Raw genomic sequence first — 13,637 nt, 5'->3', positions numbered from 1 at the left:
TCGTGACGTCGAAGGCGCTTGGCGCCATGAGTCGTATCCGTGGTCTATCGGCAGTTGGACGGATGACTTGAGTGCTGACGGTCAGCGCGCGGGCTGCAGCGCCTGGGCCAGCCAGGCGTCTGGCGGGGCGGCGGTGATGTGCGGGCGCAGCGCCAGCAGCACCTGCAGCACGGCGGCGTGCAGGTGTTCGCACTTGCCCAGGTGCACCGCCGGCCGCGGCTGCTTGAGCAGCCACTGCAGCAGGGCTTCGGCGTCGTCGACGCTGACCACGCCTTCGAGCGCGGCGTGTTTCTTCAGGTAGCGGATGCCCATGTCAGCAGTTCCTTCGGGTTCAGGACCATCAGCACGCCGCCGTCGCCCATCAGCGCGGTGCCGGCAAAGCCGGTGAGGCCGGCGAGCACGCCTTCCAGCGGCTTCAGGATGATGTCGCTGGCGCCGTGGAACTGGTCGACGATCAGGCCGACCGCCTCGGCGCCCAGGCGCACCACGAGCACGGCGAGTTCGCCGTCGGCGTTCTTCAGCGGCTCGGTGTCCAGCGCCAGCAGCTCGTTGAGCGCACGCAGCGGCACGATGCGCCCGCGCAGCACCGTCGTGCGCGCCTGCTTGAAGCAGTGGATGTCGTCGCCGTGCACGCGCACGGTCTCGACGATCAGGTCCATCGGCACGCCGAAGCGGCGGCCGGCACTCTCGATGACCATGACGTTGGTGATGGCCATCGACAGCGGCAGCGACAGGCGCAGCGTCGTGCCGCGGCCCTGCACGCTGCTCAGCTCGACGCTGCCGTTGATGCGCTCGATGGCGGTGCGCACCACGTCCATGCCGACGCCGCGGCCCGACAGGTCGGAGATCTGCTCGGCGGTCGAGAAACCCGGCAGGAAGATCAGCTGCACCGCGTCGTGGTCGCCGAGCGTGGCGGCGCGGTCGGCGGGGATCAGGCCGCGTTCGACGGCCTTGGTGCGCACCCGGGCGGCGTCGACGCCGGCCCCGTCGTCGCTGATCTCGATGACGACGCGGTCGCTTTCCTGGTGCGCGCGGATGCGGATCGTGCCGGCCGCGGGCTTGCCGGCGTCGCGGCGCGCCTGCGGCGTCTCGATGCCGTGGTCCAGGCTGTTGCGCAGGATGTGGATCAGCGGGTCGGCGAGCGACTCGATGACGTTCTTGTCGGCCTCGGTCTCCTCGCCTTCGACGACGAGGTGGACCTCCTTGCCGAGCTTGCGCGAGATGTCGCGCACCAGGCGGCCGAAACGCTGGAACACCGCACCCACCGGCAGCATGCGCACCTGCATGATGGCGTGCTGCATGTCCTCGGCGATGCGGTTGATCACCGTGTACTGGGCCTTGATCTCGCGCGCCAGCTCGCGCTGGCCGAAGACGGTCTCGGCACGCTGGGCGAGGTAGGGCAGGCTGTTCTTGGCCACCACCATCTCGCCGATCAGGTCCATCAGCCGGTCGACCTTCTCCTGGCCGACCTTCAGCACCTTGTGCGCGCCGGCGCCGTTGGCCTCGTCGCCGCCGCGGCGGCCGGGGTCTGCGGCGGCGGGCTCGGCGGCCGCTTCGGCCACGCCTGGCGCGGCCTCGGCCGTGGCCGGTTCGGCCGGCAGCGCGTGCCGGCGTGCCCAGGCCAGCAGCGTGGCCGCGTCGGCGTCGTCGGCCAGCGCCTGCAGGCCGGCGACGGCGCTGCCGTCGTCCAGCCAGGCCAGCAGCCGCTGCAGCGTGCGGCGCGCCGCGCGCACCGTGCCCGGCGCCACCGTGCTGCGCGCCAGCAGCGCCAGCTGGTCGGCCCAGAGCTGTCGGGCACGCGCGCGGGCCGCACGTTCGGCGGCCGTGGGCTCGGCCGGCGGCGCCGGCGGTGCCTGCCAGCCCTGCAGCTGTTCGAGCACGCAGCGGAAGTGCTCCTGCACGTCGGCGCGCGGCGCGCTGCTCAGCAGCACGATGTCGAGCCGGCACTGGTAGCAGTCCCAGTCGTTCAGCGCCTCGCCCTCGGGCCAGGGCTGCTGGCCGGCCACCGTCACCGCCAGCAGGCCGGGCGTGGTGCAGGCCAGGCGCCAGGGGTCCTCTCCCTTGAAGAAGCAGCCTTCCTCGGGCTGGTAGCGCCAGGCCGTGGCGCCGGGGTGGGCCGCACGCAGCGCCGGGTCGAGCCGGTCGAGCCAGTCCGGCGCCGCCGTCTGCGCCGTCCCGGCAGGGCTGTGGGCGGCCGGCTCGGCGGCCGCTTGCGCGGCTTGCGGCGGCTCGGCGGGCGCGCCGTCGAGCAGCGCACGCAGCGCCTTCGCATGCGCCTGGGCCCGGGCGTCGGCGCCGGCCTCGATGCGCCCGCTCCTTTCGATCTGGTCGATGAGCTGGGCGCTGAAGTCCATCGCGTCGAGCAGCGCGTCGGCGAGTTCGGCGCTGTAGGCCAGCTCCTGGTTGCGTACGCGGTCCAGCAGGTCCTCGCCGGCGTGCACGACACGCTCCAGCGGCTTGAACTCGAACAGCCCGCAGTTGCCCTTGAGCGTGTGCACCGAGCGGAACAGGTCGTTCAGCAGGGTCGCGTCCTCGGGTTCGCGCTCGACTTCGAGCAGGCCCTTGCCGATCGCCTCGAGGCACTCGCGCGCCTCGAGCACGAACTGGTCCAGCAGTTCGCTCTGGTTCATGTTCCGGCTCCTTCGGCCGCCTTCAGCGTGGCCGCGGTGTCGCCCAGCAGCAGGGCGGCGGTCAGCACCAGGTCCGCCGGCCGGGCGGGTTTGACGAGATAGCCGTTGGCGCCGGCGTCGAAGGCGCTGCTGGCGTCCTGGCTGCGGGCTTCGGTGGACACCATCAGCACCGGCGCCTGGTGCCGGGCCTCGAGCTTGCGCAGCTCGCGCACGAAGCTGTAGCCGTCCATGCGCGGCATGTTGATGTCGACGACGTAGAGGTCGAAGGCGCTGCCGGCGTCCTGCGCGAGCACACGCTCCAGCGCCTCGACGCCGTTGACCGCCTCGTCGGTGGCCCAGCCGGCGTCGCCCAGCAGCTTGCGGTGGTACATGCGCACGGTCGCGGCGTCGTCGACGACGAGGATGTGCTTGGTGGTGTTCGCCATCTCAGTCTTCCGTGTTGCCGTCGGCGCAGCGGGGGTGGTTCATGTCGTCCTCACTGCGGCTTCTGGTAGACCATGGCGTCGGGAAAGCGGCGCACGGTGTAGAGCGAGGACATGCGGCTCATCGATTCCGAGTGCCCCAGGCAGATGAAGCCGCCGGGGCTCATCGTGTCGTACAGCGCCTCGGCCGCGACGCGGCGCGACAGGTCGTCGAAATAGATCAGCAGGTTGCGGCAGAAGACGATGTCGATGTCGCGGAACTGGCGCGTGTCCGCGCCTTCCGAGAGGTTGACGCGGCTGAACTCCACCGCGCTCACCAGGTCGCGCGAGATCGCCCATTCGTCCTGGCCGTGGCGCGTGAAGTACTTCTTCAGGTACGCCGGCGGCAGGTACTGCACCGAGCGCGGCGAGTAGACGCCGCGCCGGGCCGACGCGAGCACCGTGGTGTCGATGTCGGAGGACAGGATCTCGACGTCGAACTCGTCGATCCTGGGCCAGCGTTCGAGCAGGTAGATCGCGATCGAATACGGCTCCTCGCCGGTGGACGACGGGATCGACCAGATGCGGATGCGCTGGCCCGGGCGCTTGCGCGCGGCGACCTCGTCGAGCAGGTTGTTGACGAGGCAGTCGAACTGGTAGGCCTCGCGGAAGAAGTAGGTCTCGTTGACCGTCATGCAGTTGACGAGGTGCTGCATCTCGGCGCCGTCGGCTTCGAAGCGCAGCGCGACGAAGTAGCTGCGGAAGCTCTCGGCGCCGGTGGCCTGGATGCGGTCGACCAGGCGCTTGTCGACGAAGTAGCGTTTGCCTTCGTCGAAGTGGATGCCGGTCTTGCGGTAGAAGAACTCGGCGAACTTCTGGAAGTCCGCGTCGGTGATGACGGGCGGCGCGGCCACGGTGCCCGATGTCACTGGAGCACCCTTCGGCCTGGCGGCCGGTCCCGCCAGGCGGGATTGAGCCCCGGACAAGTCCTGAGGTCTCATGCTGCCTCGATGCGTTCCAGCGCGAGGCCGACGCAGAAGTCGATGTAGGCGTCGGCGGCGAAGCGGCGCCGCACCTGCTGCAGCGCCGGCAGGTTCTCGGGGCCGCCGAGCTCGCTCAGCACCTCGAGCGCGGCGCCGACGACGTTGACCTGCGCCTCGTGCAGCAGCACCTGGTTCAGCCAGGCCGGCACCTGCGGGTGGCGCAGCTCGCCGAGCAGGTTGACGGTGAAGATGCGCACGTCGCCGTCGCTGTCGGCGAGCAGGCGGTCGACGTGTTCGGCGACCGCGCCGGGCAGGCTGGCTAGCACCTCGATGGCGCCGTTGCGCAGCGCGGGGTCCTCGCTGCGCAGCAGCTCGATCATCGCCTGCACCACCTCGGGCGATCCGAGGTGGGTGGCGGTGCTGAAGAGCACGGCGCGCACGCTGGCTTCGGTCTCGACCGCCAGCCGCGCGCAGACCGCCGCGGCCGCGGCCGGGTGCGCGGCCAGGTCGCGCGCCGCCCAGCGGCGCCGGCTGCTGTCGGGGTCGCCCAGCTGCGCCAGCAGCCCGGCCAGGTCGCGCGGGTACTCGCGCGTCTCGATCGGGCGCAGGGTCGAGGGGTCGCCGGGTTTTTTCAGTGCCATGCCTGATCCTTGTTGTGGGCGCCGCCGTTCAGCGCCTGGTGTTCATGTCAGCCAGATGCGCAGCTGCGCGGCGATGCCGGTGCAGGGCAGCACGAGGCTGGCGCCGCGGCGCTCGATCAGCTCGGCCGGCATGCCGAAGACGACGGCGGTGTCGGCCGACTCGGCGATCGTGCGGCCGCCCTCGGCGTGCAGCCGGCCCATCGCGGCGGCGCCGTCGTTGCCCATGCCGGTGAGCATCACGCCCACCAGCCGGGACGCCGGCAGGTGCTGCAGCGCGCTGTTGACCAGCACCTCGACCGAGGGATGCCAGAGCACGCCCGGGCTTTCGGGCCGCGGCGCGGCATAGAGCACGCCGCCGCGGTCGCTGACGGTGAGGTCGGTGCCGCCGCGGCCGATGTAGACCGTGCCGGCCTGCAGCGGCATCGGCGCAGCGGCTTCCACCACCTTCATCGCGCACAGGCCGTCCATGCGCCGGGCGAAGGTGTCGGTGAAGTTGGCCGGCATGTGCTGCGCCACCAGCACCGGCCAGGCGAAGTCGGCCGGCAGCTTGGGCAGGATGTCCTCCAGCGTGCGCGGGCCGCCGGTGGACACGCCGATCAGCACCAGCCCCGGCACCGCTGCCGGTTTCGGCACCGCCGCTGCCGCCGGGGCCCCGGCGACGGGCGGGGAGGGCGGAACGGCGCGCCGCGGCGCGGGTTCGGCACGGCGCGGCGCCACCGCGGCGGCGGCCATGCGCTGCCCCGGCGTGCGGCCGCCCAGCCGTGCGCGGCTGGCGCTGCGCACCTTGTCCAGCAGGATCGACTTGATGTCGTCGACGTGCAGCGAGATCGTGCCGCCGGGCTTGGGGATGAAGTCGACGGCGCCCAGCGCCAGCGCCTCGAAGGTGGCGAGCGCCCCCTTCTCGGTCAGCGAGGACACCATCACCACCGGCGTCGGCCGCGCCGACATGATCAGCGACAGCGCCGTCAGGCCGTCCATCTCCGGCATGTTGATGTCCAGCGTGACGACGTCGGGCTGCCACTGGACGACGACGTCGACGGCCTCGGCGCCGTTGCGCGCGCTCCTGACCTCGTAGCCGCCCTCGGCGAGCACGCCCATCAGCAGCTTGCGCATCAGCGCCGAGTCGTCGACGACCAGGACCTTCTTCATGGTGCGTCGGCGGGGCTCACGCGGCCTGGGCCAGCGGGGCTTGCGAGCCGTTGTCGAACTGGTGCATCTGCTGCATCTCGCGGCCCTGCAGCAGGTGCTGCGGGTCGATCAGCATCACCAGGCGCTTGTCGCCGTCGAGCTTGGCGACGCGGCTGATCAGCCGGCTCTGCTCGTCGGACATCGCCGGCGCCGCGACGACGTGGTCGCGCGGGATGCGCAGCACCTCGGCCACCGAGTCGACGATGAAGCCGGTGCGCATGCCCGCCAGCAGGTAGACCATGATGCGCTGGCGGTCGTTGCGCTCGATGCCGGGCAGGCCCAGGCGGCTGCGCTGGTCGATCACCGGCAGCACCGTGCCGCGCAGGTTGATCACGCCTTCGACGAAGGCCGGCGTGCGCGGCACGCGCGTCAGCGTCTCGGGCAGGCGCACGATCTCCTGCACGCTCATGATCGGCACGCCGAACTCCTCGGCGCCGAGGCGGAAGATCACCACCTGCGTGTCGTCGTCGGTGCTGCTGTCGTCTTCGGCGATGTCGGCGCTCATGGCGGCCTCCTGCTGCAGTGGGGTGCCGGCGTCGCGCGTGGCGTCCAGCGCGGCCTCGATGGCCGGCATGCGCAGCAGCCTGTCGGTGGCGATGATCGACACCAGGCGCTTGCCGCCCTCGAGCCGGCAGATCGACGCGAACTCGTCCATGCCGCCGCCGGCGGCCAGCATCCCGGGCATCGGCTCGGCCTGCGAGCGCGGCACGCTCAGCACTTCCTTCACCGAGTCGGTCACGAGGCCGACGTTGAGGCCGCCGGGCAGCGAGGTCACGACGATGCGGTGCTGCTCGGCGTAGGCCAGGCGCGGCAGGCCGAACAGCGTGCGCAGGCTCACCAGCGGCAGCAGCCGCTGGCGCAGCGACATCACGCCGAGCACGTGCGACGGCGTGTTGGGCAGCTCGTTGACACGTTCGGGCAGCTGCACGATCTCCTGCACCTCGGCGATGTCCAGCGCGTACTCCTGCTCGGCGACCGAGAACGAGACCAGGCGCAGCTCGTCGCCGGCGCCGCCGTCCTCGTTCGCCTCGGCCAGGGCCGCGGCGCCGCTCAGGCCGGCGCCGCCACGGCTGCTGCGCTCGGCGCCGCCGCCGCAATGGGCGAACTGGCCTTCGATCAGGCGCGCGAAGTCGATGACCAGCAGCATGTCGTGGCCGCCGTCGGCGCGGGCGCGCTTGATGACGCCGGTCAGGTAGTCGGCGTCGACGACGCTCTGGATGCTGTCGGCCGGCTCGATCTCGCCGGGCTCGATGGTGACGACGCTGGCAACGCGGTCGACGACGAACCCGAGCGGCTGGCCGAGGTTGATGACGAGCGCACGCGTGGCGTCGTCGTGCTCGCGTTCGTCGCAGCCGAAGAGGCGGCGCAGGTTGATGATGGGCAGCACCCGGCCGCGCAGGTTGGCCAGGCCGTCCAGCGTGCGTGGTGCCAGCGGCAGGTGGGCCACCTCGGGCACGCGGATGATCTCCTGCACCGGTGCCATCGGCACCGCGAACAGTTCACCCGCCACCGCGAAGGTGACGAACTGGTTGGCATGGCCCGCGTCGTCGTCCGGCTCGTCGCCGTCGGTCGGGGGGATGCCCGCATTGGGTGTCAAGGCTGCGTTCATCGCAGACCTCCTGTGGTCGATTCGGGGTCGGATGCAGAGGGCAGGCGCGCCGGCGCCCGGGCGGCGCGGCGGGCCCGTCGGGCCCGGCCGCGCGGCGTCGGTGCCGCCCGGCGCGAACGCCCTCAGGCGCTTTGCAGCTCGTCGGCGAGCGAGGCGATCTCCTCGATCGCGGCCGACAGCTCCTCGGCCCCTTGCGCCTGCTGCTTGGCCGCGGCGGCGGCCTGCTCGGCGGCCTTCTCGGCCTGGGCCGCGGCGGCCGATACCTGCTCGACGCCGACCTTCACCTGCGCGACCGCCGCAGCGATCTCCTGCGCCGAGGCCACGGCCTCGCGGTTGCCCTTCTGGATCTCGACGATGTCGCCCTCGATCGTGTTCAGGCCCATCGTGATGACCTTGGCCTTCTCGACCTCGTTGAGCGCCGACGCGACGATGGCGCCGAGGTCACGGCCGACGAGCCCGATCTGGTCCTGGATCGACTTCACCATGTCCTTGATGCGGTCGGCGTTCTCGGCCGAGTCGTGCGCCAGGTTGCGGATGTCGGTGGCGACGACGACGAAGCCCTTGCCGAAGTCGCCGGCACGCGCGGCTTCGATGCTGCCGTTGACGGCCAGCATGTTGGTCTGCACCGACACCTGGGTGATCGCGTCGACGATCTTGTCGATCTTGCGCGACACCAGCTCCAGGTCCTTGACCTGCTTGATGCTGATCTCGGTGCTGCCGACGTTCGACGCGATGCCGCTGATCAGGCTGTCGATGTTCTTCTTGTTCTCGGCCATCAGCTCGGCGATCGAATCGGTGCGCGTGTTGGCCTGCGTCGCGCGCGTCTCGGCGATCTGCGCACCCTTCTCGATCTGGGCCACGGCGGCGGCCGACTCGGCGCTGGCGGCGGCCTGGGCCTGCGCGCCTTTGCGGATCTGATCGAGCGCGACCATGATCTGCGAGGCCGAGCGGTTGATCTCCTGGACGGCGCTGGACAGCTCCTCGGCGGAGCTCGCCACTTCCTCGGCGCTCTTGGCGATGTCGGTGGAGTTCTTCAGCTCGTCGGCGATCTCCGACAGGCCGGCGGCGGTCTGCTCGCACTGCGACAGCGCGGTGGTCTGCTCCTCGACGGTCTTGTTCGCCTCCTCGCAGGCCGAGGACTGTTCGGTCGACGCGGCGGCGATCTGCTCCGAGCCCTTGAGCGCCTGCTGCGCGGCGACGTTGCTCTGCATCGCGGCGGTGGAGATCTCGACCGAGCCGCTGGCGATGGCGGCGGCGTCCTGGCGGATCTGCTCGAGCTGCTTCAAGATCAGCGCGCTCTTCTCGACTTCGGCACGCACCGCCTCGGCACCTTCGTTGATGCCTTCGGCGATGGTCTTGACCTCGCCCTGGATCTGGCCCACGAGCTCCTGGATCTGCTTGGCGCTCTTCTCCGAGGTCTCGGCCAGCGTGCGCACCTCGTCGGCGACGACGGCGAAACCCTTGCCGTGCTTGCCGGCGCGCGCGGCCTCGATGGCGGCGTTGAGCGCCAGCAGGTTGGTCTGGTCGGCGATGCGCGCGACGGCCTTGACGATCTCGCCGATGTTGGCGGCCTGGCGTTCGAGCTCGGCGACCATCTTCACCGACTCGGCCTGGCGCTGCGCCGCGGTGGTCACGTTGTTGACGGTGGCCTCGACCTGGCCGTTGATCTCGCCGGCCAGGCTCTGCATGCCTTCGGCCTTGCGCTGGGCCTGGCCGACGGCGGCCATCTGGCGCGTGATCGCAGTCGAGACCTGGGTCACCGCGGCCAGCGACTCCTGGGCCGCGCCCGAGGCTTCCTCGGCGCCGGTGGCGATCTGCGCGGCGGCGCGCTTGAGCTCTTCGGCGGCCGACGCGGCTTCGTTGATGCCCGCGGACAGTTCGCTGGCCGCAGACGCCACGCGCTCCGACGCCTGCTGCTGCTTGGCCAGCGTGCGAGCGCGCTTGCGCTGGGCGTCGGCGTCACGGGCGACGTTCTTCGGAATGGCGGCGGAGAAGCCGTGCGCGGCTTGAGGGACTTCCTTGGCCACGGTGGCCTTGCGGATCAGGGACATGCGAGTGCTCCGGGTGAACGTTCTGGCTCTTGAACCCCGCGGCACGAAGAGCCGGCCGCGATGGCGGGTATTGGCGTCAGGCCGGAAACCCCGGGGGGTTCCCTGAAACGCTCATCGTCGGAGACTGCTTGTTCGACCGGCTCGCGCTTATTGGCTGACCAACGTCTTCGATTGGACGGCTGGCCGCCGGTCAGTGACGGAATGAAGTGGGATGGAAATGTGCGGTTTTATGCTTTATCGCGCTTTCATCAATGCACTAGAGTAGTGCGATCTCGCCCTCGTGTGGGGCGCCTGTGCCGGATCGCCAGAGCGAACGCGGCCAGCCCGAGGGGCCGTCCTGGGTGCCGCCGAGTGCGGCGGCGGCCCAGTCGGCCCAGTTCACGGTGCCGGCCCACGCTGCGAGCGCACCCACGGGATGACGGACAAGTCCGAGCTCTTATCCTGTGCCGCATGAGTGCCGAGCACGATCCGTCCCACGAGGCCCCCAAGCTCATCGCCGACCCGGCGACGCCCAAGGTCGGCAACGACGAGGAGGCGCTGATCGTCGGCGCACTGCGTCTCGTCGAACGCGGCCTGTTGATCACGGTGGCGCTGATGACCGTGGGCGCCGCCGCGATCGAGATCTGGGGCGTCATCGGCTCGCGCAAGATCGACCTCGCGGACATCCTGCTGATGTTCCTGTACACCGAGGTCATCGGCATGATCGCGGTCTTCTACACCGGCCGCGGTTCGCCCTTCATCTATCCGCTGTTCATCGCGATCACGGCGCTCGCCCGCCTCATCGTGCTCCAGGGCAAGGAGATGAAGCCGGAGAACATCATGTTCGAGGCGGGTGCCATCCTCGTGCTGGCGATCGCCGTGGTCGTCATCGTGCGCGGCGGCAAGTCCTGAGAGCATCCGGGCCCGCGGCCGAGAGCGCCGCGGCCACGCCCGCCGAGGCGGCGTGTCGCCGAATGCGGTCGCCGGCAGGCCCGTGAGTTCCGGCCCTGCGCCGGGCCGCCCCACAATCGGCGCAGCCCGGAGACTGCATTTCACATGGATCACCTCGACCGCGCGTTCCTGGCGAACGTCATGGACCTCATGCTCGACGCCGTCTGCGTCGTCGACACCGAGGGGCGTTTCGTCTTCGTCAGCGCGGCCGGCGAACGCATCTTCGGTTATGCGCCGCAGGATCTGATCGGCCGGCCGATGATCGAGCTGGTGCACCCGGAGGACCGCGAGCGCACGCTCGACGCGGTGGCCGAGATCGTCGCCGACCATCACAAGCCGATCTTCGAGAACCGCTACGTGCGCAAGGACGGGCGCGTGGTGCACCTCATGTGGTCGGCGCGCTGGTCGCCGGCCGACGGGGTGCGGGTGGCCGTGGCGCGTGACGTCACCGCGCGCAAACGCGCCGAGGCGGTGCAGGCGGCGCTGTACGCGATCTCCGAGGCGGCGCACGCGGCCGAGGACCTGATGGCGCTGTTCGCGCGGATCCACCGCATCATCGACGGGCTGCTGCCGGCGAAGAACTTCTTCGTCGCCCTCTACGACGCCCCGGGCGACTGGCTCAGCTTCCCGTACTTCGTCGACGAGCTCGACGCGGCGCCGCCGCCCGGCGCGCTCGACGCCGAGACGCTGTGCGCCGAGGTCATCCGCAGCGGGCGCGAGCGGTTGTTCAGCCGCGATCCCGCGGACGCAGTGCCCGCGCCCATGCACCCGGACGTCGGCCGCACGGCGGTCGACTGGCTGGGGGTGCCGCTTGGCGGGCCGCAGGGCGTCATCGGCGCGCTGGTGCTCAAGAGCCATTCGCGCGACGTGCGCTACGGCGCGGCCGAGGTCGAGTTGCTGAAGTTCGTCTCGGCCCAGATCGCCGCCGCGATCGAACGCAAACAGACCCAGCTGCGGCTGCTGCACGTGGCGCAGCACGACCCGCTGACCGGCCTGCCCAACCGCAGCCTGGTGCGCGACCGCGTCGCGATGGCGCTGGCGCGCGCCCGGCGCGACGGCGGCGGCCTGGCGCTGCTGTACCTGGATCTCGACGACTTCAAGCCGGTCAACGACCGCTTCGGCCACGCCGTGGGCGACGGCCTGCTGCAGCAGGTGGCGCAGCGCCTGAAACACTGCGTGCGCGCCTCCGACACCGTCGGCCGCATGGCCGGCGACGAGTTCGTCGTGCTGCTCGCCCAGCTGCACGCGCCCGGGGACGCCGCCTTGGTGGCCGAGAAGATCCGCGAGGCGCTGTGCCAGCCTTTCGAGATCGCCGGGCACGCCGTCGTGGTGTCGCCCAGCATCGGCCTCGTCGGCTACCCGGCGGACGGCGAAGACGGCGACCAGCTGATCCACCGCGCGGACCAGGCGATGTATGCCGCCAAGCGCGCGGGTGGCAACCGGGTGTGCGTGCTGCCTTGTGGCGATGCTTTCGGCATCGGCGCTACATAGGCCTGCACGACGGGTCGACCCCTATACTATGGTGGTCGTTTGTATCGCGCGAAACAGAGGGTGCGTCCGACCGGTGAACCAGTGCCGGTCGGTCCGTTCGGCGGCAGTCGGACGCAGCGCCACGCGATACGTCGTCGATCATCAATAAGGAATAAGCCGTCATGTCGAAGCTGCTTGATCTGATGAGGAAGCTGGGCAGTGATGCCGCGTTGAGCGCCGAGTACGACCAGAACCCGCAGGCGGTGATCCAACGTTTCGGTCTGTCCGCGGAGGAGGGCGCCGCCCTGCTGGCCAAGGACTACGACACGATCAAGCGCCTCACCGGGCTTCAAGACGGGCAGTTCGCCACGAACCACGTCATCCGCGCCTACGACCAGTAGGCGGCTTCGGCCGTCGAACGCCGATATGCGCCGATCCTGGGCGTGTGCGCTGCTGTGGCTGGTGCTGGCCGCAGCGCCGAGCTTCGCCAACGAGGCGCTTGAAGCCGAGGTGGCCGAGATCGAGCGTCTGGGCATCGCCTCGAGCTGGCGCGATGCGAACGCGAGCATCCAGGCGCTGTCGCCGCGACTGGATGCCTTGAGCCGGGAGCAGCGGCAGCGCGTGGAGTTCGTGCGCCTGCGCATGTTGGGACTGTCGGGCGACGAGGTCGGGGCGATGAATGGCCTTGGGGCGCTGCTGCGCGAGCCGCTGCCCCCGGCGCTGCGGGTCCGGGTCTACAGCACCGCGATCAGTACCGCGGCGAATGTCGAGGAGTGGTCGCGGGCGTTCGTCTGGCTCGACGAGGCGCTCGCCGACCTGGACCGGGCGCCGCAGGAGTCGGCGAGCCTGCTGGGCGTGGCCAGCTATCTTCATACCCTCGTGGGGGAGAGCGAGAAAGCGCGCGAACTCGCGATGCGCGAACTGGCGCTGGTCGACCAGAGCCAAGACCAGCGTGCGCAGTGCCTCGCCCTGAGCGACATCGCCATCGCCGAGGAGCATCTGGGTCGTTTCCGCGACGCCGAACGCTGGCGTCGCCGCCAGATCGATGCCTGCGTGCGCGCCGGCGACATCGTCTATGCCGCAAACGGCAAGTATGGAATCGGGAAGATGCTGGCCTCGCAGGGGCGCCATGACGAGGCGCTGGGCTGGGCCGAGCAGGCGCTGGTGGAGTTCGGGAAGGCCGGTTATGCCGCCGGCGCGTGGAGCACGCGGCTGATGCTCGCCGGCAGCCTGATCGAGTCGGGCCGCGACCTGGGCCGTGCCGGCCGGCTGCTGGCCGACACCTTGAAGTACTACCGGGGCCACGAGGCGCACCTCGCGATCGCGGAGACCGAGCACTTCCTGGCGCGGCTGGCCGAGAAGCGTGGCGACCTCGTCGAGGCTCTTGTGCACTACAAGGCCACGGCGGCGGCGACGGCATCCGCCGAGAGCGATGCACGCGAGCGCCGGCTGGCCTTCCTGCAGGTGCAGTTCGACACCCGCCTGAAGGAGCAGCAGATCGCGCTGCTGCAGGCGGAGAAGGAACTCGCGGCGCTGCAGGTCACGTCGACGCAGCGCCGGCAGTTGCTGATGGGCGCGGGCCTGGGCGGGCTGCTGCTGATCGCGATCCTGCTCACCGTCTTGTTGCGGCGGTCCTTGCTCGAGCGCCGGCGCTACCGCTGGCAGTCCGAGCACGACGGCCTGACGCGGCTCTACAACTACCAGCAGGTGCGCAAGCTGGGCGAGGCCGCGTTC

General features: G+C 70.6%; 11 protein-coding genes and 1 pseudogene. 4 read left to right on the top strand and 8 right to left on the bottom strand.

The window, feature by feature from the left end:
- Positions 1–81: 81 nt before the first annotated feature.
- The 8 genes from EV684_RS08970 to EV684_RS08935 form a co-directional block, all read right to left on the bottom strand.
- Positions 82–312, bottom strand: coding sequence for a hypothetical protein (locus EV684_RS08970; RefSeq protein ID WP_132646362.1), 231 nt, complete (start codon positions 310–312; stop codon positions 82–84).
- Entirely contained in the window at positions 294–2,630 is a 2,337-nt protein-coding gene (locus EV684_RS08965) for a chemotaxis protein CheA (protein ID WP_132646360.1), read from the bottom strand. The genes EV684_RS08970 and EV684_RS08965 overlap by 19 nt, the downstream gene beginning before the upstream one ends.
- The gene (locus EV684_RS08960) at positions 2,627–3,055 is read right to left on the bottom strand and encodes a response regulator (RefSeq protein WP_132646358.1); all 429 of its coding nucleotides are present in this window, start codon (positions 3,053–3,055) and stop codon (positions 2,627–2,629) included. The genes EV684_RS08965 and EV684_RS08960 overlap by 4 nt, the downstream gene beginning before the upstream one ends.
- Positions 3,056–3,105: 50 nt before the next feature.
- Positions 3,106–3,960: a CheR family methyltransferase gene (locus EV684_RS08955; RefSeq protein WP_243651121.1), complete on the bottom strand. Its 855-nt coding sequence runs from the start codon at positions 3,958–3,960 to the stop codon at positions 3,106–3,108.
- A gap of 68 nt (positions 3,961–4,028) precedes the next feature.
- Positions 4,029–4,655 carry a HEAT repeat domain-containing protein gene (locus tag EV684_RS08950; RefSeq protein ID WP_242478613.1) on the bottom strand — a complete coding sequence of 209 codons (627 nt, stop codon included), beginning with the start codon at positions 4,653–4,655 and terminating at the stop codon, positions 4,029–4,031.
- A gap of 42 nt (positions 4,656–4,697) precedes the next feature.
- Positions 4,698–5,804 carry a chemotaxis-specific protein-glutamate methyltransferase CheB gene (gene cheB / locus EV684_RS08945; RefSeq protein ID WP_132646354.1) on the bottom strand — a complete coding sequence of 369 codons (1,107 nt, stop codon included), beginning with the start codon at positions 5,802–5,804 and terminating at the stop codon, positions 4,698–4,700.
- A 16-nt stretch (positions 5,805–5,820) separates the two neighbouring features.
- Positions 5,821–7,452, bottom strand: coding sequence for a chemotaxis protein CheW (locus EV684_RS08940; RefSeq protein WP_132646352.1), 1,632 nt, complete (start codon positions 7,450–7,452; stop codon positions 5,821–5,823).
- A 122-nt stretch (positions 7,453–7,574) separates the two neighbouring features.
- Positions 7,575–9,503: a methyl-accepting chemotaxis protein gene (locus tag EV684_RS08935; RefSeq protein WP_132646350.1), complete on the bottom strand. Its 1,929-nt coding sequence runs from the start codon at positions 9,501–9,503 to the stop codon at positions 7,575–7,577.
- A gap of 450 nt (positions 9,504–9,953) precedes the next feature.
- Here EV684_RS08935 and EV684_RS08930 point away from each other — a divergent pair, with 450 nt between their 5' ends.
- From EV684_RS08930 to EV684_RS08915, 4 genes and pseudogenes are all read left to right on the top strand, one after another.
- Positions 9,954–10,394, top strand: coding sequence for a phosphate-starvation-inducible protein PsiE (locus EV684_RS08930; protein WP_132646348.1), 441 nt, complete (start codon positions 9,954–9,956; stop codon positions 10,392–10,394).
- Between the two features lie 144 nt (positions 10,395–10,538).
- The gene (locus EV684_RS08925; RefSeq protein ID WP_132646346.1) at positions 10,539–11,924 is read left to right on the top strand and encodes a sensor domain-containing protein; all 1,386 of its coding nucleotides are present in this window, start codon (positions 10,539–10,541) and stop codon (positions 11,922–11,924) included.
- Between the two features lie 161 nt (positions 11,925–12,085).
- Positions 12,086–12,304, top strand: coding sequence for a hypothetical protein (locus EV684_RS08920; protein WP_132646344.1), 219 nt, complete (start codon positions 12,086–12,088; stop codon positions 12,302–12,304).
- 25 nt (positions 12,305–12,329) lie between these two features.
- Positions 12,330–13,637 (top strand): annotated as a pseudogene (locus tag EV684_RS08915) (diguanylate cyclase); the annotation flags it as partial.

Origin of the sequence: Rubrivivax gelatinosus (assembly GCF_004340905.1) — a bacterium.
GTDB classification, from domain to species: Bacteria; Pseudomonadota; Gammaproteobacteria; order Burkholderiales; family Burkholderiaceae_C; genus Rubrivivax; species Rubrivivax gelatinosus.
This window is presented reverse-complemented; position numbering and strand designations above follow the sequence as displayed.

Coding starts and splice junctions, on each gene's coding strand:
- EV684_RS08965 (WP_132646360.1), bottom strand. CDS start 2,630: ATGAACCAGAGCGAACTGCTGGACCAGTTCGTGCTCGAGGCGCGCGAG.
- cheB (WP_132646354.1), bottom strand. CDS start 5,804: ATGAAGAAGGTCCTGGTCGTCGACGACTCGGCGCTGATGCGCAAGCTG.
- EV684_RS08935 (WP_132646350.1), bottom strand. CDS start 9,503: ATGTCCCTGATCCGCAAGGCCACCGTGGCCAAGGAAGTCCCTCAAGCC.
- EV684_RS08950 (WP_242478613.1), bottom strand. CDS start 4,655: ATGGCACTGAAAAAACCCGGCGACCCCTCGACCCTGCGCCCGATCGAG.
- EV684_RS08960 (WP_132646358.1), bottom strand. CDS start 3,055: ATGGCGAACACCACCAAGCACATCCTCGTCGTCGACGACGCCGCGACC.
- EV684_RS08930 (WP_132646348.1), top strand. CDS start 9,954: ATGAGTGCCGAGCACGATCCGTCCCACGAGGCCCCCAAGCTCATCGCC.
- EV684_RS08940 (WP_132646352.1), bottom strand. CDS start 7,452: ATGAACGCAGCCTTGACACCCAATGCGGGCATCCCCCCGACCGACGGC.
- EV684_RS08970 (WP_132646362.1), bottom strand. CDS start 312: ATGGGCATCCGCTACCTGAAGAAACACGCCGCGCTCGAAGGCGTGGTC.
- EV684_RS08925 (WP_132646346.1), top strand. CDS start 10,539: ATGGATCACCTCGACCGCGCGTTCCTGGCGAACGTCATGGACCTCATG.
- EV684_RS08920 (WP_132646344.1), top strand. CDS start 12,086: ATGTCGAAGCTGCTTGATCTGATGAGGAAGCTGGGCAGTGATGCCGCG.